This is a genomic window from Pseudomonas shiyinii (assembly GCF_056725765.1).
This window is the reverse complement of the sequence record NZ_CM161522.1, coordinates 2,509,607-2,530,356: the sequence shown is the minus strand read 5'-3', so window position 1 is coordinate 2,530,356 and position 20,750 is coordinate 2,509,607. Positions and strand designations below refer to the sequence as shown.

Sequence of the window (20,750 nt, the reverse complement as noted above, 5' to 3'; positions counted from 1 at the left end):
GCCGCTTTCGCCCTGCGCCCTTCGAGGGCATTCACAAGCATCGCCTTTTCCCCTATTGTCGGGAATCCATTCCCAGAGCAATTGGCGGATTCATGGAGAAGGTCATCGTCATCACCGGTGCCAGCCGTGGCATCGGCGCTGCCACGGCGCTGCTGGCGGCACAACAGGGCTACCGCATCTGCATCAACTACCACGCTGACGACCAGGCCGCTGAACAGGTACTGGCCCAGGTGCGCGCGTTGGGCGCCACGGCCATCGCCGTGCGTGCCGATGCCAGTGTCGAGGATGAAGTGTCCCAGCTGTTCCATCGCGTCGACCAGGAGCTTGGCCCGGTTACCGCGCTGGTCAACAACGCCGGGACCATCGGCCAGCAGAGCCGGGTCGAGGAAATGTCCGAATTTCGCCTGCTCAAGGTGATGAAGACCAACGTGGTCGGGCCGATGCTGTGTGCCAAGCACGCCTTGCTGCGCATGGCCCGTCGCCATGGCGGGCAGGGCGGGGCGATCGTCAACGTGTCGTCGGTGGCGGCACGGCTTGGCTCGCCCAATGAGTACGTCGACTATGCCGCCTCCAAGGGAGCGCTGGATACCTTCACGCTGGGGCTGGCCAAGGAAGTGGCAGGCGAGGGCGTGCGGGTCAATGGCGTACGCCCCGGCTATATCCACACCGGCTTCCATGCCCTGAGCGGTGACTCGGACCGCGTGGCCAAGCTCGAGCCTGGCCTGCCGATGGGGCGGGGCGGGCGGCCTGAAGAGGTGGCCGAGGCGATCATATGGCTGCTGTCGGACAAGGCATCCTATTCGACAGGCAGCTTCATCGATCTGGGGGGCGGGCGCTAGGCCGCTTCCCGTAGCTGGCAGGCAGGTCTGTCAGAATGACCTGATGATCTTCCCCAAAGTCTCCATGGCCTGTTCCGCGGTGTCGTGCCAAGGGCTGCCGTAGTTCAGGCGAATGCAATTGCCAAAGCGTCGGGTCGGCGAGAAGATCGGCCCCGGTGCGATGCTGATGCCTTGGGCCAGGGCTAGGTGGAACAGCTTGAGGGCGTCCATCTGTTCGGGCAGTTCCAGCCACAGGAAATAACCACCGGTGGGGTGGCTGACCCGGGTCTGGGTCGGAAAGTGCCGGGCGATTGCGCCGAGCATGCTCAGTTGCTGGCCCTCCAAGGCGTAGCGCAGTTTGCGCAGATGCCGGTCGTAGCCGCCGTGCTGCAGATAGTCGGCAATGGCCGCCTGGGCCGGCATCGAGGCGCACAATGAGGTCATCAGCTTGAGCCGTTCGATCTTCTGGGCGAAACGTCCGGCCGCCACCCAGCCGATGCGGTAGCCGGGTGCCAGGCTCTTGGAGAACGAGCTGCAATGCATCACCAGCCCATCGGTATCGAATGCTTTGGCCGGCTTGGGCGATTGCTGCGAATAATAGAGTTCCGCGTAGACATCGTCTTCGATCAGCGGCACCTGGTGGTGGCGCAACAGTTCGACCAGTTCCTGTTTCTTCGCCTCCGGCATGCTGGCACCTACCGGGTTCTGGAAATTCGTCATGCACCACACGGCCTTGATCGGGTGTTTCTCCAGGGTCTGGGCCAACGCCCCCAGGTCCATGCCTTCGCGTGGATGGACCGGAACTTCCACGGCCTTTAGTTTGAGCCGTTCCAGTACCTGCAGGCAGGCATAGAAAGCCGGTGCCTCGATGGCCACCAGGTCGCCGGGCTGGGTGACCGCCTGCAGGCACAGGTTCAGGGCTTCCAGCGCGCCATTGGTGATCAGCAGCTCCTCCATCGGCAACATCAGGCCTGTGACCATGTAGCGCAGGGCGATTTGCCGCCGTAGCTGTGGATTGCCCGGCGACAGGTCGGTGACCACCATCTGCGGGTCCATGGCGCGGCTGGCACTGGCCAGTGAGCGCGACAGACGTTGCAGCGGAAACAGTTCCGGGCTGGGGAAGGCCGAGCCGAACGGCACGGTGTGCGGGTCCTTGATCGAGTCGAGGATGGAAAACACCAAGGCACTGACATCCACGTCGGTGGACTCACTGACCGGTGCCTGGGCTAGAGGTTCACTGAACTGGCGTGGCGCGTGGACATTGACGAAATAGCCCGAGCGCGGCCGGGCCCGGATCAGGCCGCGACGCTCGAGCAGGTAGTAGGCCTGGAACACCGTGGACGGGCTGACCCCATGGGTCTGGCTCGCGTAGCGCACCGAGGGCACGCGCTGGCCAGGGGCGAGCACCCCGGAGCGGATCAGTTCGGCAATGTCGTCGGCGAATCGTTCGTAGCGTTTCATCGTGGCTCGGCAGGCAGGTGACACATCAGTGTAAGGGATCAGCGGTGCAGTGGTGCGACGAAGCGGCTACGGGCCTGGCTGCAGGTCGATGGCGCGCCCATTGCGCAGACTTCGAAGATCAGTTCCTGGGTCAGGGCCCAGTGCACCGCCTGGCAACCGTTGCAGTTCCGCCAGGCGGTGCTGAGGAACCGTACGAACCACGCACCGGCAAGCCGGTGCTCAGGTTGCGTACAGGCTTTGTCCACTATGGATCGTGGCCCGTTTTCAATACAGGCCCAGGTGGCGCGATAAAAACCGTATCAGATGGTCGTGGATTGTCGCGCAGCCCTTAGATCACGGAGCCTGGCGCGCTGGCCTTCAGATGCCTGCGACTATCTAGCGCACCGGCCACGGTGAGCGCGTCGGCTTCGGCCTCGGTGATGGGGACGCGTTGGCCGGCAAGCAGCGCCACGGACATGCGCAGCTGTTCATCGGTCACGATCTCGATGTCCGGGCCTTCGGCCTCAAGGCGCAGGTTCTCGCCGATCAGGGTGCAGCGGCGGGTGGTTTCATCGATTTCAACGGGCATGGCGAATTCCTCCTGTGGCAGTCATCGGTTGTGACCGCACCAGGTTCGCGGTTGCTGCATCGTTCCGCTCGGCGGGGCCGATCGCACTCCGGGCAGGCACAACGGTCAACCTACAGGGGAACGGTGCATACAAGGGCGGTGCGCAACCTGGGAGGCACAGCATGGATCCTTGGTGGTACACGATATGGCAGGCGATACAGGCTGAATTCGCCGACATCACCGATGTGCGCGAGGTCACCCAGGTCCTCGTGCGCTTGATCATGGCGGCGCTTCTCGGCGCGGTGCTGGGTTTCGAGCGCGAGCACAAGGGCAAGTCGGCGGGCGTGCGCACGCATATGCTGGTATCCCTGGGCGCGGCGCTGTTCGTACTGGCGCCGAGCATGGCGGGTGCGGACGAACAGGCATTGAGCCGAGTGATCCAGGGCATTGTCGCGGGCATCGGCTTTCTCGGTGCCGGTACCATTCTCAAGGGAAACGGCACGGACACCAGCCATGTGAAAGGGCTGACCACCGCCGCAGGGCTGTGGATGACGGCTGCCATCGGTACTGCCGCCGGTATGGGCCGTGAGGCCACGGCAGTGATCAGCACGGTGTTGGCGCTGTTGGTGCTGGGCAGCATGCCGGTGCTGGTGGAGAAGATCGAGGGCGAGGAGGAGAAGCTGGAAGGGGATGACAGGAAGCACTGAGGGGAGCCGAAGCTCCCCTCATAAGCGTTGTTGCCTGCTCTTTTTTTATTATTGGAGGCTGGCCTGTTGTTGTTTTTGTCAGCCTTTTGCCTCTGTACCGCGGTTGGCCCCCACTCGGGGCACAAGAGCAAACGTATTTTTTTGAGCGCCGACCCGCTTCCATCATTGCTGATCCGAACCTGGCTGCCGCTACCTGAAGGTAGTTTTATTGTTCTGTGCCAGACCGCGGGGCGAACCCCTGAAAAGCGTGTTTACTCCAAAAAAATCTGCTTGCTACGCCTCTGCCGTGTTGTTCTTGTTATGTCAGAGCCGTTACCTATTGTTTTTATTGGGTATCGCGTTTTTGTTCTTGTTATGCCAGAGATAAAGCAGGTGCCGTGCCAACTTTTCAAAATCCTTTAAAATCAATGACTTGCATGCAATCTAAAAAATCTGAGCCCCTGAAAATCTGCCGATTTGTTTCCCTGTTACCCGATTTTCCGCTGGCAAACGTGGGGGAGGTAACACTCCACCCACACGAATGTGACACCTCGATGATTCATCGTGCGCTATAGGCCCGTGCGACCCGCGACCCATTGTCGCGGCCCAGCACCGTGCTGATGCGCTGGCCAGCGGCGATCAGTTGTGCAAGGTCGATGCCGGTCTCGATGCCCAGGCCTTGCATCAGGTAGACCACGTCCTCGGTCGCGATGTTGCCGGTAGCACCCTTGGCATAGGGGCAGCCGCCCAGGCCTGCGACTGAGCTGTCGAACACCTGGATGCCTTCGAGCAGGCTGGCATAGACATTGGCCAGGGCCTGGCCGTAGGTGTCATGGAAATGCCCGGCCAACCGCTCGCGCGGCACATGGGCCGAAACCACCTCGAACAACCGGCGGGTGTCGCCTGCGGTACCGGTGCCGATGGTGTCGCCCAGGGAAACTTCGTAGCAGCCCATCTCGTGCAATGCACGGGCCACTGGCGCGACCTGCTCGGCACTGACCTTGCCTTCATAGGGGCAGCCCAGCACGCAGGAGACATAGCCACGCACACGTACGCCGTGGTTGCGCGCTGCGTCCATGATCGGCTCGAAGCGCTTGAGGCTGTCACTGATCGAGCAGTTGATGTTGCGCTGGGAAAACGCCTCGGAGGCGGCCGCGAATACCGCCACCTCCTTCACGCCCGCCGCCAGGGCATCTTCGAAGCCGCGCAGGTTGGGCGCCAGTGCGGCATAGGTCACGCCTGCACGCTGCCTGATCGCCGCGAATACCTCGGCCGAGCCCGCCATCTGCGGTACCCACTTGGGCGAGACGAAACTGCCCACTTCGATATAGGACAGCCCAGCATCGGTCAAGTCGTCCACCAGCCGGACCTTGTCGGCGACGCTGATGGGCTGGGCTTCGTTCTGCAGGCCGTCGCGTGGGCCGACCTCGACCAGGCGGACATTCTGGGGCAATGACATGGCGGGATTCCTGTGGCGGATCAATGGCTGTTGTTGTGGTGCTGCTTGTTCAAGGTGGCGGCCAGGGCCTGTTCACAGCGCTCCTGGGCGGTGTCCAGCTCCAGGTGCATCTGCTGGATGTCGAGCATCTGCTGCTCCAGCTGCGCGCGACGTTCGGCGATCTTGGCGAGCATGCTGGTCAGCTGCTTGAGGTTGCCGCCGCTGGGGTCGTACAACTCGATCAGCTCACGGCACTCGGCCAATGAAAAACCAATGCGTTTGCCTCGCAGGATCAATTTCAGGGTGACCTTGTCACGCGCTGAATAGATGCGCTCCAGCCCCCGACGCTCAGGGCTGAGCAGGCCTTGTTCCTCATAGAAGCGGATCGCGCGCGTGGTGATGTCCAGCTCGCGGGACAGGTCGGAAATGCTGTAGGTCTGGGTGCTCATGCTCGGGCTCGGAAGAGTGGATAGCCGTAAGCTAAAGGCAGGTTGACGTATACGTCAAGCAAGCCGTTCCGGGCCATGTTCCGACAGGGAAGGCGGAACATCGTAAAGAGCAGCGGTTCGCACGAGCACTGTGGGAGCAGTGGGAGAACCTACTTTTCCAATAGCGACACCATCTCCCGATAACCACGCTGGCGCGCATGTTCCAAGGCCGTCACGCCATCCTTGTCGGTGATCATCCGGTCCGCACCGGCCGCCAGCAGACGACGCACGATCTCCACATGACGTGGGCCGCCGTCGCCGAGGATCACCGCTTCGAGCAGGGCGGTCCAGTGCAGCCGGTTGAGGTGGTCCACGTCGACGCCGGCATCGATCAGCAGCTGCACGGTCTCGACATGCCCGCGCTCGGCAGCGGGGATCAATGCCGTGCCGCCGTAGCGGTTGGTGCTCTTGAGGTCGGCCCCGTGATCCAGGGTCAGGCGCAGGATGTCGTTCAGGCCGCGGGCGCCGGCATACAGGTAGGGGCTGTCTTGGATATTGTCCTTGGCGTTGACGTCGGCGCCGGCCTCGATGAGCTCCTTGGCCGCTTCCACGCGGTTGGCGTGGGTGGCGACCAGCAGCGCCGTACGGTCCTGGCTGTCGCGGGCATCCACTGTGGCCCCCTGGTCGAGCAGGTGGCGTACGGCTGTGGCATCGCCACGTTGGGCGGCATCGAGCAACTGGGTATCCATGGCAGAGGTCTCGGCGTGGGCAGCGAAGCTTGTGAACAAGGCGAAGAGGGCAGTGGCGAACGGCAAGCGCATGGGCTGGGCTCCTGAGTGACCGGCTTTCATCCTAGGAAAACCACGGGCTGGCTTGGAAGTTAATTATCCGCATGGCATGCAGTGCATTTCTTGATACGAGTCGCTTTGCAGCTTTTCACGCAGGTTCGGCTAAAATCGCTGTTTTTGGCACGTGTTGCCCCTCGATTACAGGACGTCACGCTTGAAAAGGCCTTCGCACACACTGCCGCTTGCTCTCTGCTGCCTCCTGGCCCTGACCAGTTGCGGCTGGGGCGGGCGGGCAGGGCCGCCTTCCCTGCCACCTGCACCGGAACTTGCGTCCGGCTATCGTGCAGGCCTGGTACCCACTCAGGCCAGCCGCCATATGGCCGCTGCAGCCAACCCGCTGGCCAGCGAGGCGGGGCGAGCCATGTTGCGTGCCGGTGGCAGCGCCATCGATGCGGCAATCGCCATGCAGGCGGTGCTCACCTTGGTCGAGCCGCAGTCCAGCGGCATTGGCGGTGGGGCGTTCATTCTGTATTGGGACGGCCGGAGCGTGCAGGCCTTCGATGGTCGCGAAAGCGCCCCCAGCGGTGTCACTCCAGACCTGTTCCTCAAGCCGGACGGCACACCCATGGCCTTCAGGGATGCCCAGATCGGCGGTCGCTCGGTCGCGGTGCCTGGCGTGCTGCGGGCGCTGAAACTGGCCCATGAGCAGCATGGCAGGTTGCCGTGGCGCGACCTCTTCGCGCCTGCCATCGAATTGGCGCGCGAGGGCTTCCCGGTTTCCAGCCGCCTGCATACATTGCTGGCCTCCGACGCCTTCATTGCCGGTTCGCCGAGCATGGCTCGCTATTTCCTCGATGCCCAGGGCAAGCCTCTGGCGGTTGGCGCACTGCTGAAAAACCCCGAGCTTGCCCAGACCCTGGAACTGATCGCCGAACAGGGCCCGGATGGGTTCTACACCGGAGAGGTTGCCGAGGCGATGGTGGCCGCCGTGCGTGGTCACGCCAACCCGGGTGTCTTGTCACTCGAGGACCTGCGCCAGTACCGGGCCAAGCCCCGCACCGCCTTGTGTGGCCCCTACAAGGCCTGGCGTATCTGCGGCATGCCGCCGCCGTCTTCCGGTGCGGTTGCCGTGCTGCAGACACTGGGCATTCTCGAAGCGCTGCAAACGGCGACGCCCCGGCTGGACCTCGCACGCATGCCGCCCGTGCCGGTACCGTCCCTGGCGGGCCTGGAGCCGACGCCCACGGCGGTTCACCTGATTGCCGAGGCCGAACGTCTGGCCTATGCCGATCGCGCCCAGTACCTGGGCGACAGTGACTATGTCCCGGTCAATACCCAGGGCCTGCTCGACAAGGCCTACCTGGCCGAACGCGCCAGGCTGATCGGTGCGCTGAGCATGAAGCACGCGCAGGCCGGGTCCCCACCTGGCGCCGACCTGTCGCTGGCCCCGGACCGCTCGCCGTTGCGCGTCGCCACGTCCCATGTCTCGGCGGTCGACGAGCAGGGCGGGGCCGTCGCCATGACCACCTCGGTGGAAGCCGCGTTCGGCTCGCACCTGTTCGTCAAAGGGTTCGTCCTGAACAATCACCTCACCGATTTCTCCTTCGTGCCGAGCGAAGGTGGCCGGTTGGTCGCCAACCGCGTCGAGGCGGGCAAACGGCCGCTGTCGTCCATGTCGCCGATGTTGGTGTTTTCCCGCCAGAGCGGTGAGCTGGTGGCCAGCCTCGGCTCGCCCGGTGGCTCGCAGATCATCGGCTACGTGAACAAGGCGCTGATCGGGCTGCTGGATTGGCAGCTCGACCCTCAGCAGGCCATCAATCTGCCCAATTTCGGCAGCCGCAATGTCGGCACCGAAGTGGAGGCGGGCCTGGTCAGCCCGAAGTTGGTGCATGCGCTCCAGACGCTGGGCCATGAGGTAACGCCCATGACGATGACCAGCGGTACCCAGGTCATCCAACGCACGGCTGATGGCTGGTCGGCCGGCGCCGACCCGCGCCGCGAAGGGGTGGCGCTGGGCGACTGATTCCTTGGGTGCTGTTGCCCGCCATGGGCAGGCGTGCTAGAAGTCGAGCCTGCCATTCAAAAGTTGAATAGTTCCATGTCTATCAGCGTTAAATCGAATAGGGCTCTTTTCGACCTGGACTTGTTGCGTGCCATTGTCGTGGTGGCTGACTGCGGCAGTTTCACCACCGCCGCGACACGCCTGCACTCGACCCAGTCCACCATCAGCCAGAAGGTGCGCCGGCTGGAAGACATGGTCGGCCATCGTCTGCTGGTGCGAGGCAACCGCGACGTGCTGCCCACCGATGCGGGGCAGACGCTGCTCGGTTATGCCCGCCACATGCTCGCGCTCAATGACCAGATGCTCGAAGCCCTGGCCGGTGCCATGGTGGGCGTGACCGTACGCCTCGGGGTCCCCGAGGATTTCGTTGGCGGGCGCACCACCAATGCCTTGTCGGCGTTCAGCCGGCGCCACCCCGAGGTCAAGCTGGAAGTGACCAGCGGGCTGTGCCGCGACCTCAGCCAGGCCTACGACAATGGCGAGCTGGACCTGGTGCTGCTCAAGCAGCGCCGCAATGCGCGTGAGGGCGTGGCCTGCTGGCCGGAGCGCCTGCAATGGATCGACAGCGTGCGGACCCCGGCATTCGAGCTGGACCCCATTCCCTTGGTGACCTTTCCGCCCCGGGGGCTATACCGGGACGACATGATCACCGCCATCGAGGGGATGGGGCGGCGATGGCGCATCAGTTTCACCAGCTCCAGCCTGAGCGGGATACAGGCTGCGGTGGCCGACGGCATGGGCATCAGCCTGTTGCCGCCGCGCGCGGCGACTGTCGAGCACAGGGTACTGGGCGCAGGGCAAGGGCTGCCGGAGGTGGACAGCTACGAGATCGTGGTCGTGCACCGCCCCACTGCGGATGCCATGGTGCGGGCGCTGGCCGACGTACTCACGGAGCTTCTCGCTGCCCATGAAATCTGATGGGTGCAACTCTCTCTGTTTGCTCGGTGGTGATTTTTTAAGGTAATTCCTACATAAAAGGTGCAACCACTCCTCGGGCGGGGCTATGCAAGTGCAACCCGATCAGCGCACAATCGCGCCCCTCTTTTTCGGTTGAGGTGCGCGAGGCCCCGTGTTTCGCCACTCTCAGCCTGTTGCAGTCTTGCGAGTGGAGTTGCACCCGGAATGAATGAGCAGGCCCCAAGCGTCGAACAGCGCTTCGAAGAATCGACCCCCGCTACCCTTGGCAGCTGGTCGCGACAAGACACCACCTGGATGCTGGGCCTGTTTGGCACGGCGATCGGTGCCGGGACCTTGTTCCTGCCGATCAACGCCGGCCTTGGCGGTTTCTGGCCGCTGCTGATCCTGGCTGTGCTGGCCTTCCCGATGACCTACTACGCCCACCGTGGCCTGACCCGTTTCGTCCTTTCCGGGCGCAGTGGCGATATCACCGACGTAGTGGAAGAACACTTCGGGCTCAAGGCCGGTGCCTTGATCACCGTGCTGTACTTCTTCGCCATCTTCCCGATCCTGCTGATCTATAGCGTTGCCCTGACTAACACCGTCAGCAGCTTCATGGAGCACCAACTGCACATGACCCCGCCACCGCGAGCGATCCTGTCGTTCGTGCTGATCCTGGGCCTGTTGGCGATCGTGCGTTGCGGCGAGCAGGCCACGGTCAAGGTCATGAGCCTGCTGGTATATCCGTTCATCGTTGCCCTGGCCTTGCTGGCCCTGTACCTGGTGCCGCACTGGAACGGCGGCATCCTGGACAGCGCCACCACGCTGCCGACCGGTTCGGCCTTCCTGCATACCCTGTGGCTGGCGATTCCGGTGATGGTGTTCTCCTTCAACCACTCGCCGATCATTTCGGCCTTCGCGGTCGACCAGAAGCGCCGCTATGGTGAGCATGCCGACCAGCGCAGTGGCCAGATCCTGGCCCGTGCCCACCTGCTGATGGTGGCCATGGTGCTGTTCTTCGTCTTCAGTTGCGTGCTGACCCTCAGCAGCGCACAGCTGGCCGAGGCCAAGGCGCAGAACCTGTCGATCCTGTCTTACCTGGCCAACCACTTCAGCAACCCGGCCATTGCCTTTGCGGCGCCGCTGATTGCTTTCATCGCCATCGCCAAGTCGTTCCTGGGCCATTACATCGGTGCCAGCGAAGGCCTCAAGGGCATCATCGCCAAGGCTGGTCTGCGCCCCGGCGCCAAGGCCCTGGACCGCGTGGTCGCCGCGCTGATGCTGGTGGTGTGCTGGGTCGTCGCCACCCTGAACCCGAGCATCCTGGGCATGATCGAGTCCCTGGGCGGCCCGATCATCGCGGCGCTGCTGTTCCTGATGCCGATGTACGCCATCCGTCGCGTGCCGTCGATGCGCAAGTACAGCGGCGCGATGTCCAACGTCTTCGTCGTGGTGCTTGGCCTGATCGCCATGTCTTCGGTGCTCTACTCTGTGGTGGGCAGCCTGCTGGGCTGAGCCGCTGAACAAAGGTGCCCAGGCAGTTTTGTTGCTGCCTGGGTATTTTTTTGTCCACAAAAAAAGCCAGGAAATAGAACAATTTAACTTTTCCGATAGGCACCTGAGCGCCTTCATGCTTAACTCAGGCTCCTTTTCAAACCGCGTACAAGGATTTCGTCATGGCTCAAGTGACCCTCAAAGGCAACCCAGTCAAGGTCAACGGCAACCTGCCACAGGCGGGCGCTCAGGCACCGGCTTTCTCCCTGGTCGGTGAAGGCCTGGCCGACAAGTCGCTGAAGGACTACGCCGGCAAGCGCAAGGTGCTGAACATCTTCCCAAGCGTCGACACCCCGACCTGCGCGACGTCCGTGCGCAAGTTCAATGCCCAGGCCAACGACCTCGCCAACACCGTGGTGCTGTGCATCTCCGCCGACCTGCCGTTCGCCCAGGCCCGTTTCTGCGGTGCCGAAGGCCTGGAGAACGTGCAGAACCTGTCGACCCTGCGTGGTCGCGAGTTCCTGGAGAACTACGGCGTGGCCATCGCCGACGGCCCGCTGGCTGGCCTGGCTGCCCGCGCGGTGGTGGTGCTGGACGAGAACGACAAGGTCCTGCACAGCGAGCTGGTGGGCGAGATCGCCGACGAGCCGAACTACGACGCGGCGCTGGCTGTCCTGAAGTAAGCGTACCGGGGCGCTTCGCGCCCCATCGTTGACTCTGGGCTTTGCCCTTGATCGCGGGGCAGGTCGGGCCGCCGCTCCCACGGAGCCCTACGAGATCAACATGACGGCCTGGAACGATTTCCAGGCCGTTTTCATTTAAAGTTCAGCATCTTGGCAACGTAAGGCGAAGGTAAATGCCTGGTAAAGGTGCTTTGCTAACACCGAGTCAGTGCTTATCGTTCAATCTCCCCAAGTCGTTATCACCGAACAAGGTTCGTTCAACCCATGCAAGCTTCCGTCTCTCGTTCCCCTCGTCGCTGGCTCTTCGGCCTGCTGATCCTGCTGCTGGTGGCCTTGCTGGCCTGGTGGCTGTGGCCCGCGACGCCGCCCCACCAGGCCCAGCCCAGCGGCCGGCCGGGGAAGGGCATGGGCATGGGAATGGGCGGGCGCCCAGGCTTTGGCGCCTCCAGTGATCCGGTGCCGGTGCGTGTGGCGCCGGTGCATGTCGGTGACTTCCCGCTGTACTACAAGGCCTTGGGTACCGTTACCGCGACCAACACCGTCAACGTACGCAGCCGTGTGGCCGGTGAGCTGGTCAAGATCCACTTCAAGGAGGGGCAGCAGGTCAAGGCCGGTGATCTGCTGGCCGAGATCGACCCACGCCCGTACCGCATCGCCTTGCAACAGGCCGAAGGCACCCTGGCGCAGAACCAGGCCCAATTGAAGAATGCCCAGGTCGACCTGGCGCGCTACAAAGGCCTGTACGCCGAGGACAGCATCGCCAAGCAGACCCTCGACACCGCCGAGGCCCAGGTGGCGCAGTTCCAGGGGCTGGTCAAGACCAACCAGGCCGCGGTCGCCGACGCTCGCCTGAACCTGGACTTCACCCAGATCCGCGCCCCGATCAGCGGTCGCGTCGGCCTGCGCCAGCTCGACCTGGGCAACCTGGTGGCAGCCAACGACACCACTGCCCTGGTGGTCATCACCCAGACCGAGCCGATCAGTGTCGCCTTCACCCTGCCGGAAACCGAACTCTCCACGGTACTCGCGCGCTACCGCAGCGGTGCCAGCCTGCCGGTCGAGGCGTGGGACCGCGCAGACAGCAAACTGCAGTCCACCGGTGTGCTGGGCAGCCTCGACAACCAGATCGATACAACCACCGGTACCCTGAAGTTCAAGGCCCGGTTCGATAACCAGGACCAGGCGCTGTTCCCCAACCAGTTCGTCAATGTGCGCCTGCTGGCCGACACGCTCAAGCAGGTGGTGCTGGCTCCGGCCGCGACGATCCAGTTCGGCAATGACGGTACCTTCGCCTACGTGGTCAACGCCGAAAGCAAAGTCACTATCCGCAAGGTCAAGGTCGGCGCCAGCGATGGTGAGCAGAGCGTGATCCTGGAAGGCTTGGCCGCAGGCGATCGCCTGGTGCTCGAAGGCACCGACCGCCTGCGCGAAGGCAGCAAGGTCGAAGTGGTGGAAGACAGCTCGCAAGTACCGACCACCCCCGGCCAACACCTGCAGGGCCAGGATGCCAAGGGCTCGGCCCAGGCCGGTGAATCGGGCAAGGCCGGCGCATGAACCTCTCGCGCCTGTTCATCCTGCGGCCGGTCGCCACCACGCTGAGCATGCTGGCCATCGTCCTGGCCGGCCTGATCGCCTACAAGCTGCTGCCGGTCTCGGCGCTGCCCCAAGTCGACTACCCGACCATCCGCGTCATGACCCTGTACCCCGGCGCCAGCCCACAGGTCATGACCAGTGCGGTCACCGCTCCGCTGGAACGCCAGTTCGGCCAGATGCCCGGCCTGACCCAGATGGCCTCGACCAGCTCCGGTGGCGCCTCGGTACTGACCCTGCGCTTCAACCTCGACATGAACATGGACGTCGCCGAACAGCAGGTACAGGCTGCGATCAACGCCGCCACCAACCTGCTGCCCAGCGACCTGCCAGCGCCGCCGGTGTACAACAAGGTCAACCCGGCCGACACCCCGGTGCTGACCCTGGCCATTGCTTCCAAAACCATGCCGCTGCCCAAGCTCAACGACCTGGTCGATACCCGTGTGGCGCAGAAGCTGGCGCAGATCAGCGGCGTTGGCATGGTCAGCATCGCCGGTGGCCAGCGCCAGGCGGTGCGCATCAAGGTCAACGTCGACGCCCTGGCGGCCAACGGCCTGAACCTCGAGGATGTGCGCACCCTGATCGGGGCATCCAACGTCAACCAGCCCAAGGGCAACTTCGATGGCCCGACCCGTGTATCGATGCTCGACGCCAACGACCAGCTGCGCTCGCCTGAGGAATACGCCAACCTGATCCTGGCCTACAACAATGGGGCACCGCTGCGCCTGAAGGATGTCGCCGAGATCGTCGATGGCGCCGAGAACGAGCGCCTGGCGGCCTGGGCCAACGAGAACCAGGCGGTGCTGCTGAACATCCAGCGCCAGCCCGGGGCCAACGTCATTGAAGTGGTCGACCTGATCAAGGCCATGCTGCCGTCGATCACCGACAACCTGCCGGCCGGCCTGGACGTGATGGTCCTGACCGACCGTACCCAGACCATCCGTGCCGCGGTCAAGGATGTGCAGCACGAACTGCTGATCGCCATCGCCCTGGTGGTCATGGTCACCTTCGTCTTCCTGCGCCGCTTCAGCGCCACCATCATCCCGTCGATCGCCGTGCCGCTGTCGCTGATCGGTACCTTCGGCGTGATGTACCTGGCCGGCTTCTCGGTCAACAACCTGACCCTGATGGCCCTGACCATCGCCACCGGCTTCGTGGTGGATGACGCCATCGTCATGCTGGAGAACATCTCGCGGCACATCGAGGAGGGCGAGACGCCGATGCAGGCGGCGCTCAAGGGCGCTCGGCAGATCGGCTTCACCTTGGTTTCGCTGACCTTCTCGTTGATCGCGGTGCTGATCCCGCTGCTGTTCATGGCCGATGTGGTCGGCCGCCTGTTCCGCGAGTTCGCCATCACCCTGGCGGTGGCGATCCTGATCTCCCTGGTGGTGTCGCTGACCCTCACGCCGATGATGTGCGCACGCCTGCTCAAGCGCGAGCCCAAGGAAGAGGAACAGGGGCGCTTCTACCGTGCCAGCGGCGCCTGGATCGACTGGCTGATCGAGCGCTATGGCCGTGGCCTGCAGTGGGTCCTCAAGCACCAGCCGCTGACCTTGCTGGTCGCTGTCGCCAGCCTGGCGCTGACGGTGTTCCTCTACATCATCGTGCCCAAGGGTTTCTTCCCGGTGCAGGACACCGGGGTGATCCAGGGCATTTCCGAAGCACCGCAATCCACCTCGTTCGCCGCCATGAGCGAACGCCAGCAGGCCCTGAGCAAGGTGATCCTGCAGGACCCGGCTGTGCAGAGCCTGTCGTCCTATATCGGCGTGGACGGCGACAACGCCACCCTCAACAGCGGCCGCCTGCTGATCAACCTCAAGCCCCACGGCGAGCGCGATGTCACCGCCAGCGAGGTGATCGAGCGCCTGCAACCGCAGCTCGACACGCTGGTGGGCATTCGCCTGTTCATGCAGCCGGTGCAGGACCTGAGCATCGAGGACCGGGTCAGCCGTACCCAGTACCAGTTCAGCCTGTCGTCCCCGGACGCCGATCTGCTCGCCGAATGGAGCGGCAAGCTGGTCCAGGCTCTGCAGCAACGTCCCGAACTCCAGGACGTGGCCAGCGATCTGCAGGACAAGGGCCTGCAGGTATACCTGGTGATCGACCGTGACATGGCCAGCCGCCTGGGCATCAGCGTGTCGCAGATCACCAATGCCTTGTACGACGCGTTCGGCCAGCGGCAGATCTCCACCATCTACACCCAGGCCAGCCAGTACCGCGTGGTGCTGCAGTCGCAGACCGCCTCGAGCATCGGCCCGCAGGCGCTGGAGTCGATCCACGTCAAGGCCAGCGACGGGGGCCAGGTGCGTCTCTCGGCGCTCGCCCGCATCGAGCAGCGCCAGGCGCAGCTGGCGATTTCCCATATCGGCCAGTTCCCAGCGGTGATGATGTCGTTCAACCTGGCCCAAGGCGCCTCCCTGGGCGAGGCGGTCAAGGTCATCGAGCAGGTGCAGCAGCAGATCGGCATGCCGCTGGGCGTGCAGACGCGCTTCCAGGGCGCCGCCGAAGCGTTCCAGGCCTCGTTGTCGAGCACCTTGCTGCTGATCCTGGCGGCGGTGGTGACCATGTACATCGTGTTGGGCGTGCTCTACGAGAGCTACATTCATCCGGTGACCATCCTCTCGACATTGCCGTCGGCGGCGGTCGGTGCGTTGCTGGCCTTGCTGTTGAGCGGCAATGACCTGGGCATGATCGCCATCATCGGCATCATCCTGCTGATCGGCATCGTCAAGAAGAACGCCATCATGATGATCGACTTCGCCCTGGAGGCCGAGCGCCACCAGGGCATGTCCCCACGCGAGGCGATCTACCAGGCTGCGCTGCTGCGCTTCCGGCCGATCCTGATGACCACCCTGGCTGCATTGTTCGGTGCTGTGCCGCTGATGCTCGCCACCGGCTCCGGCGCCGAGCTGCGCCAGCCGCTGGGGCTGGTGATGGTCGGCGGCCTGCTGGTCAGCCAGGTGTTGACGCTGTTCACCACGCCGGTCATCTACCTGTACTTCGACCGCCTGGCTCGCCGCTGGCGCCCGGCCACCGACACGCAGCAGGCCGAGGCATGAATCTCTCCGGGCCTTTCATCCGCCGGCCGGTGGCGACCATGCTGCTGAGCCTGGCGATCATGCTGCTCGGTGGCGTGAGCTTCGGCCTGCTACCGGTGTCGCCTTTGCCGCAAATGGATTTCCCGGTGATCGTGGTGCAGGCCAACCTGCCGGGCGCCAGCCCCGAAGTCATGGCCGCGACGGTGGCCACGCCGCTGGAGCGCAAGCTGGGCAGTATCGCCGGCGTCACCACGCTGACCAGCAGCTCCAACCAGGGCTCGACCCGCGTGATCATCGGCTTCGAGATGGGCCGCGATATCGATGGTGCGGCGCGCGAGGTGCAGGCGGCGATCAATGCCACGCGCAACCTCTTGCCCAGCGGCATGCGCAGCATGCCTACCTACCGCAAGATCAACCCGTCGCAGGCGCCGATCATGGTGCTGTCGCTGACCTCCGATGTGCTGCAGAAAGGCCAGCTGTACGACCTGGCCGATACCATCCTGGCCCAGAGCCTGTCCCAGGTCAGTGGGGTGGGGGAAGTGCAGATCGGCGGCAGTTCGCTGCCGGCGGTGCGCATCGCCGTGGAGCCACAGTTGCTCAACCAGTACGGCCTGTCACTGGACGAGGTGCGCACGGCGGTGGCAAACGCCAACCAGCGCCGGCCCATGGGGTTCGTCGAGGACGCCGAGCGCAACTGGCAGGTGCGGGCCAACGACCAGCTGGAAAAAGCCGACGACTACAAGCCGGTGGTGATCCGTCAGCAGGACGGTTCGATCCTGCGCCTGTCCGATGTGGCCACCATCACCGATGGCGTGGAGAACCGCTACAACAGCGGCTTCTTCAATGACCAGAGCGCCGTGCTGCTGGTGGTCAACCGCCAGTCCGGCGCCAACATCATCCAGACGGTCGAGCAGATCAAGACCCAGCTGCCCGCCTTGCAGTCGCTGCTGCCGGCCAGCGTCAAGCTGGACGTGGCCATGGACCGCTCGCCGGTGATCAAGGCCACCCTCAAGGAAGCCGAGCACACCTTGCTGATCGCTGTGGTGCTGGTGATTCTGGTGGTCTACCTGTTCCTGGGTAACCTGCGTGCGTCGCTGATCCCCAGCCTGGCCGTGCCGGTGTCGCTGGTCGGCACCTTTGCGGTCATGTACCTGTGCGGCTTTTCCCTGAACAACTTGTCGCTGATGGCGCTGATTCTCGCCACGGGCCTGGTGGTCGACGATGCCATCGTCGTGCTGGAGAACATCTCCCGGCACATCGAAGAGGGCCAGCCGCCCATGCGTGCGGCGTTCCTGGGGGCCAAGGAGGTGGGGTTCACGCTGCTGTCGATGAACGTCTCGCTGGTGGCGGTGTTCGTCTCGATCCTGTTCATGGGGGGCATCGTCCGCGGCTTGTTCCTGGAGTTTTCCATCACCCTGGCAGCCGCCATCCTGGTTTCGCTGCTGGTGTCGTTGACGCTGACGCCAATGCTGTGCTCGCGCTGGCTCAAGCCCCACGCCCAGGAGCAGAACCGCCTGCAGCAGTGGAGCGACCGCGTGCACCAACGCATGGTTGTGGTCTATGACCGCAGCCTGGGCTGGGCCCTGCGGCACAAGCGCCTGACCCTGCTTAGCCTGCTGGTGACCATCGGCGTCAATATCGCCTTGTACGTGGTGGTGCCCAAGACCCTCATGCCGCAGCAGGACACCGGTCAACTGCAGGGCTTCATCCGGGGCGACGATGGCCTGTCGTTCAGCGTGATGCAGCCGAAGATGGAAATCTATCGCCGGGCCCTGCTGGCAGACCCTGCGGTGCAGAGCGTGGCCGGCTTCATCGGTGGCAACAGCGGCACCAACAATGCCTTCGTGCTGGTACGCCTCAAGCCGATCGCCGAGCGCAAGCTGTCGGCCCAGCAGGTGATCGAGCGCCTGCGCAAGGAAATGCCCAAGGTGCCCGGCGGGCGTTTGTTCCTGATGGCTGACCAGGACCTGCAGTTGGGCAGCGCCGGGCGCGACCAGTCCACTTCGCAGTACCTCTATACCCTGCAGAGCGGTGACCTGGCGGCACTGCGCGAATGGTTCCCGAAGGTGGTCGCTGCCTTGCGCGCCTTGCCGCAACTGACCGCCATCGATGCCCGTGATGGCGCCGGCACCCAGCAGGTGACGCTGGTGGTCGATCGCGACCAGGCCAAGCGCCTGGGTATCGACATGGACATGGTCACCACAGTGCTGAACAATGCCTACAGCCAGCGGCAGATTTCGACCATCTACGACAGCCTCAACCAGTACCAGGTGGTGCTGGAGATCAACCCCAGGTATGCCTGGGACCCCAAGACCCTGGAACAGGTGCAGGTGATCACTGCCGATGGTGCCCGCGTGCCGCTGTCCACCTTCGCCCATTACGAGAACAGCCTGGCCAATGACCGCGTCAGCCATGAGGGCCAGTTCGCCTCCGAGAACATTGCCTTCGACGTTGCCGAAGGCTACAGCCCGGACCAGGCGATGGCGGCGGTGGAGCGCGCGGTGGCCACGCTCGGCCTGCCGGAAGAAGTGATTGCCAAGCTCGGTGGTACGGCCGACGTGTTCGCCAAGACCACCCAGGGCCAGCCACTGATGATCCTCGGCGCCCTGGTGCTGGTGTACCTGGTGCTGGGAATCCTCTACGAGAGCTATATCCATCCACTGACCATCCTCTCCACCTTGCCGTCGGCCGGTGTCGGCGCCTTGCTCGCACTGTATGCCACGGGTGGCGAGTTCAGCTTGATCTCGCTGCTGGGGCTGTTCCTGCTGATCGGGGTGGTGAAGAAGAATGCCATTCTGATGATCGACCTGGCCTTGCAGCTGGAGCGCCATGATGGCCTGAGCCCGGAGGAGTCCATCCGTCGGGCGTGCCTGCTGCGCCTGCGCCCGATCCTGATGACCACCCTGGCGGCCATTCTCGGCGCGCTTCCGTTGCTGCTCAGCCGTGCCGAGGGTGCCGAAATGCGCCAGCCCTTGGGCCTGACCATCATCGGTGGCCTGGTATTCAGCCAGGTCCTGACCCTCTACACCACGCCGGTGGTCTATTTGTACCTCGACCGCCTGCGCCACCGTTTCAACCGTTGGCGCGGCGTGCGCACCGACGCTGCACTGGATACCCCGCTATGAATTTCGCCCAGACCCCACTTCACCGCGCCCTGCAGAGGCTGACCCGCGGGCGCGGCTCGCGCCTGGTCGGCGCTGGCCTGTGCGCAGCACTGCTCAGTGCCTGTACCTTGAGCCCGGACTATCACCGCCCAGCGCTTGCGACCCCGGCACAGTTCAAGCAGGCCGAAGGCTGGACCCAGGCCAACCCCTCCGACGCCATCGCCCGAGGGGCTTGGTGGGAAATCTACGGTGACAGCGGGCTGAACGCGCTGGTCGATGAGCTCAACCGCAGCAACCAGACCGTTGCCCAGTACGAAGCCCAGTACCGCCAAGCCCAGGCTCTGGTGCGCAGCAGCCGGGGCGCGCTGTTCCCCAGCCTCGACCTGTCGGTGGGCAAGACCCGTTCGGCCCAGGGCACCGGCAGCAGCAGCTCGAGCTTGTCCAACAACAGCAGCGGTATTCGCAACACCTACAATGCCCAGCTTGGCGTGAGTTGGGAGATCGACCTGTGGGGCAAGCTGCGCGAAACCTTGAATGCCAACGAGGCCAGTGCCGAGGCGAGCCTGGCGGACCTGGCTGGTATTCGCCTGAGCCTGCAATCGGAACTGGTGCAGAACTACCTGCAGTTGCGTGTCATCGATGAACACAAGCGCCTGCTGGAAGCCACCGTGGCGGCCTACGAGCGCTCGTTGCGGATGAACCAGAACCAGTACCGGGCAGGTGTCGTCGGGCCTGACGCCGTCGCCCAGGCGCGAACCCAGCTCAAGAGCACCCAGGCGGACCTCATCGACCTGGCCTGGCAGCGTGCCCAGTACGAGAATGCCATTGCCGTTTTGCTGGGCAAGGCGCCGGCGGACTTTGCCCTGGCCGACAGCAAGGCCATTCCGGCATTGCCGCAGATTCCACTGTCGCTGCCTTCGCAATTACTGGAACGCCGCCCCGACATCGCAGCGGCCGAGCGCAACGTGATGGCCGCCAACGCCAACATCGGCGTGGCCCGCGCGGCCTATTTCCCGGACCTGAGCCTGAGCATGAGCGGTGGCTATTCCAGCAGCAGTTTCAGCAATTGGATCGAGCTGCCCAACCGTTATTGGTCGGTGGGCCCCTCGCTGGCCATGACGCTGTTCGACGCCGGCAGGCGCAGTGCCGAGGTCGACCGCACCGTCGCGGTATACGACCAAACCGTGGCCCAGTACCGTCAAACCGTGCTCGATGGGTTCAAGGAAGTGGAAAACTACCTGGTACAGCTGAAGGTATACGGCGACGAAGCGGTGGTACGCCAGGAGGCGCTGGAGGCGGCCCGCGAATCGTTGCGCCTGACCGAGAACCAGTATCGCGCCGGCCTGATCAGCTACCTGGATGTGGTCAATGTGCAGACCACCGCGCTGAGCAATGAGCGCAGCGTGCTTAGCTTGCTGCAGGGCAGGTTGATTGCCAGCGTACAGCTGATCGCCGCGCTGGGGGGAGGCTGGGATGCCAAGCAGGCCCTGGCCGAGGCTGGTCAAGGGCGCTGATGGCGGTGGCAAGGCAGATACTTCAGCAGTTAATAAATGTCGTCTTCATTTCATACTGATTGAAATGAATAGGCAGGATACATGAATATAAATAATTAATGACCTCGTAGTGTTGCTGGTTATGGCAAGGGAGGTGTGGCTCTAAGCTTTTCCATATAAATGCATCCGCAGCGTACGGCGTTGTGTGGTTTTACAACCCGCA

At 63.9% G+C, this 20,750-nt stretch carries 16 protein-coding genes; 10 read left to right on the top strand and 6 right to left on the bottom strand.

Annotated features, from left to right (window positions below):
- Positions 1-92: 92 nt before the first annotated feature.
- Entirely contained in the window at positions 93-839 is a 747-nt protein-coding gene (locus ACXHGZ_RS11450) for an SDR family oxidoreductase (RefSeq protein WP_480463933.1), read from the top strand.
- A gap of 30 nt (positions 840-869) precedes the next feature.
- On the opposite strand, the gene mapR is transcribed toward ACXHGZ_RS11450, so the two are convergent.
- From mapR to ACXHGZ_RS11435, 3 genes are all read right to left on the bottom strand, one after another.
- Positions 870-2,279, bottom strand: a complete 1,410-nt coding sequence (gene mapR / locus ACXHGZ_RS11445; protein ID WP_480463931.1) for a GntR family transcriptional regulator MpaR — start codon at positions 2,277-2,279, stop codon at positions 870-872.
- A 38-nt stretch (positions 2,280-2,317) separates the two neighbouring features.
- Positions 2,318-2,524, bottom strand: a complete 207-nt coding sequence (locus ACXHGZ_RS11440; RefSeq protein ID WP_480463929.1) for a hypothetical protein — start codon at positions 2,522-2,524, stop codon at positions 2,318-2,320.
- A gap of 83 nt (positions 2,525-2,607) precedes the next feature.
- The gene (locus ACXHGZ_RS11435) at positions 2,608-2,847 is read right to left on the bottom strand and encodes a DUF3203 family protein (protein WP_480463927.1); all 240 of its coding nucleotides are present in this window, start codon (positions 2,845-2,847) and stop codon (positions 2,608-2,610) included.
- A gap of 161 nt (positions 2,848-3,008) precedes the next feature.
- Here ACXHGZ_RS11435 and ACXHGZ_RS11430 point away from each other — a divergent pair, with 161 nt between their 5' ends.
- On the top strand, positions 3,009-3,533 hold the full coding sequence (locus ACXHGZ_RS11430; RefSeq protein ID WP_480463925.1) for an MgtC/SapB family protein: 525 nt from the start codon (positions 3,009-3,011) through the stop codon (positions 3,531-3,533).
- Positions 3,534-4,071: 538 nt separating this feature from the next.
- Here ACXHGZ_RS11430 and ACXHGZ_RS11425 read toward each other — a convergent pair.
- From ACXHGZ_RS11425 to ACXHGZ_RS11415, 3 genes are all read right to left on the bottom strand, one after another.
- On the bottom strand, positions 4,072-4,971 hold the full coding sequence (locus ACXHGZ_RS11425; RefSeq protein WP_480463923.1) for a hydroxymethylglutaryl-CoA lyase: 900 nt from the start codon (positions 4,969-4,971) through the stop codon (positions 4,072-4,074).
- Positions 4,972-4,991: 20 nt separating this feature from the next.
- Positions 4,992-5,399, bottom strand: coding sequence for a MerR family transcriptional regulator (locus ACXHGZ_RS11420; protein ID WP_224456003.1), 408 nt, complete (start codon positions 5,397-5,399; stop codon positions 4,992-4,994).
- Between the two features lie 149 nt (positions 5,400-5,548).
- Positions 5,549-6,199, bottom strand: a complete 651-nt coding sequence (locus ACXHGZ_RS11415) for an ankyrin repeat domain-containing protein (protein ID WP_480463921.1) — start codon at positions 6,197-6,199, stop codon at positions 5,549-5,551.
- A 181-nt stretch (positions 6,200-6,380) separates the two neighbouring features.
- Between ACXHGZ_RS11415 and ggt the strand changes: the two genes are divergently transcribed.
- The 8 genes from ggt to ACXHGZ_RS11375 all read left to right on the top strand — a co-directional run bounded on the left by ggt (position 6,381) and on the right by ACXHGZ_RS11375 (position 20,548).
- On the top strand, positions 6,381-8,189 hold the full coding sequence (ggt, locus tag ACXHGZ_RS11410) for a gamma-glutamyltransferase (RefSeq protein ID WP_480463919.1): 1,809 nt from the start codon (positions 6,381-6,383) through the stop codon (positions 8,187-8,189).
- Between the two features lie 75 nt (positions 8,190-8,264).
- Entirely contained in the window at positions 8,265-9,146 is an 882-nt protein-coding gene (locus ACXHGZ_RS11405; RefSeq protein WP_480463917.1) for a LysR family transcriptional regulator, read from the top strand.
- Between the two features lie 204 nt (positions 9,147-9,350).
- Positions 9,351-10,640 carry a serine/threonine transporter gene (locus ACXHGZ_RS11400; protein WP_480463915.1) on the top strand — a complete coding sequence of 430 codons (1,290 nt, stop codon included), beginning with the start codon at positions 9,351-9,353 and terminating at the stop codon, positions 10,638-10,640.
- Between the two features lie 161 nt (positions 10,641-10,801).
- On the top strand, positions 10,802-11,302 hold the full coding sequence (gene tpx / locus ACXHGZ_RS11395; RefSeq protein WP_480463914.1) for a thiol peroxidase: 501 nt from the start codon (positions 10,802-10,804) through the stop codon (positions 11,300-11,302).
- A 264-nt stretch (positions 11,303-11,566) separates the two neighbouring features.
- Positions 11,567-12,856, top strand: a complete 1,290-nt coding sequence (locus ACXHGZ_RS11390) for an MdtA/MuxA family multidrug efflux RND transporter periplasmic adaptor subunit (RefSeq protein ID WP_480463912.1) — start codon at positions 11,567-11,569, stop codon at positions 12,854-12,856.
- A complete protein-coding gene (locus ACXHGZ_RS11385) occupies positions 12,853-15,951 on the top strand; it encodes an MdtB/MuxB family multidrug efflux RND transporter permease subunit (RefSeq protein WP_480463911.1) in 3,099 nt (1,032 codons plus the stop codon). The genes ACXHGZ_RS11390 and ACXHGZ_RS11385 overlap by 4 nt, the downstream gene beginning before the upstream one ends.
- Positions 15,948-19,055, top strand: coding sequence for an efflux RND transporter permease subunit (locus ACXHGZ_RS11380; RefSeq protein ID WP_480463909.1), 3,108 nt, complete (start codon positions 15,948-15,950; stop codon positions 19,053-19,055). Before ACXHGZ_RS11385 ends, ACXHGZ_RS11380 begins: the two co-directional genes overlap by 4 nt.
- Positions 19,052-20,548 carry an efflux transporter outer membrane subunit gene (locus ACXHGZ_RS11375; RefSeq protein ID WP_480463907.1) on the top strand — a complete coding sequence of 499 codons (1,497 nt, stop codon included), beginning with the start codon at positions 19,052-19,054 and terminating at the stop codon, positions 20,546-20,548. The genes ACXHGZ_RS11380 and ACXHGZ_RS11375 overlap by 4 nt, the downstream gene beginning before the upstream one ends.
- Positions 20,549-20,750: the final 202 nt, after the last annotated feature.

Bases quoted from the DNA above. Each gene is read 5' to 3' on its own strand.
- ACXHGZ_RS11380 (WP_480463909.1), top strand. From the start codon at position 15,948: ATGAATCTCTCCGGGCCTTTCATCCGCCGGCCGGTGGCGACCATGCTG.
- ACXHGZ_RS11435 (WP_480463927.1), bottom strand. From the start codon at position 2,847: ATGCCCGTTGAAATCGATGAAACCACCCGCCGCTGCACCCTGATCGGC.
- ACXHGZ_RS11400 (WP_480463915.1), top strand. From the start codon at position 9,351: ATGAATGAGCAGGCCCCAAGCGTCGAACAGCGCTTCGAAGAATCGACC.
- ACXHGZ_RS11375 (WP_480463907.1), top strand. From the start codon at position 19,052: ATGAATTTCGCCCAGACCCCACTTCACCGCGCCCTGCAGAGGCTGACC.
- ACXHGZ_RS11430 (WP_480463925.1), top strand. From the start codon at position 3,009: ATGGATCCTTGGTGGTACACGATATGGCAGGCGATACAGGCTGAATTC.
- ACXHGZ_RS11405 (WP_480463917.1), top strand. From the start codon at position 8,265: ATGTCTATCAGCGTTAAATCGAATAGGGCTCTTTTCGACCTGGACTTG.
- ACXHGZ_RS11390 (WP_480463912.1), top strand. From the start codon at position 11,567: ATGCAAGCTTCCGTCTCTCGTTCCCCTCGTCGCTGGCTCTTCGGCCTG.
- ACXHGZ_RS11420 (WP_224456003.1), bottom strand. From the start codon at position 5,399: ATGAGCACCCAGACCTACAGCATTTCCGACCTGTCCCGCGAGCTGGAC.
- ACXHGZ_RS11425 (WP_480463923.1), bottom strand. From the start codon at position 4,971: ATGTCATTGCCCCAGAATGTCCGCCTGGTCGAGGTCGGCCCACGCGAC.
- tpx (WP_480463914.1), top strand. From the start codon at position 10,802: ATGGCTCAAGTGACCCTCAAAGGCAACCCAGTCAAGGTCAACGGCAAC.
- ACXHGZ_RS11450 (WP_480463933.1), top strand. From the start codon at position 93: ATGGAGAAGGTCATCGTCATCACCGGTGCCAGCCGTGGCATCGGCGCT.
- ACXHGZ_RS11415 (WP_480463921.1), bottom strand. From the start codon at position 6,199: ATGCGCTTGCCGTTCGCCACTGCCCTCTTCGCCTTGTTCACAAGCTTC.
- mapR (WP_480463931.1), bottom strand. From the start codon at position 2,279: ATGAAACGCTACGAACGATTCGCCGACGACATTGCCGAACTGATCCGC.
- ACXHGZ_RS11385 (WP_480463911.1), top strand. From the start codon at position 12,853: ATGAACCTCTCGCGCCTGTTCATCCTGCGGCCGGTCGCCACCACGCTG.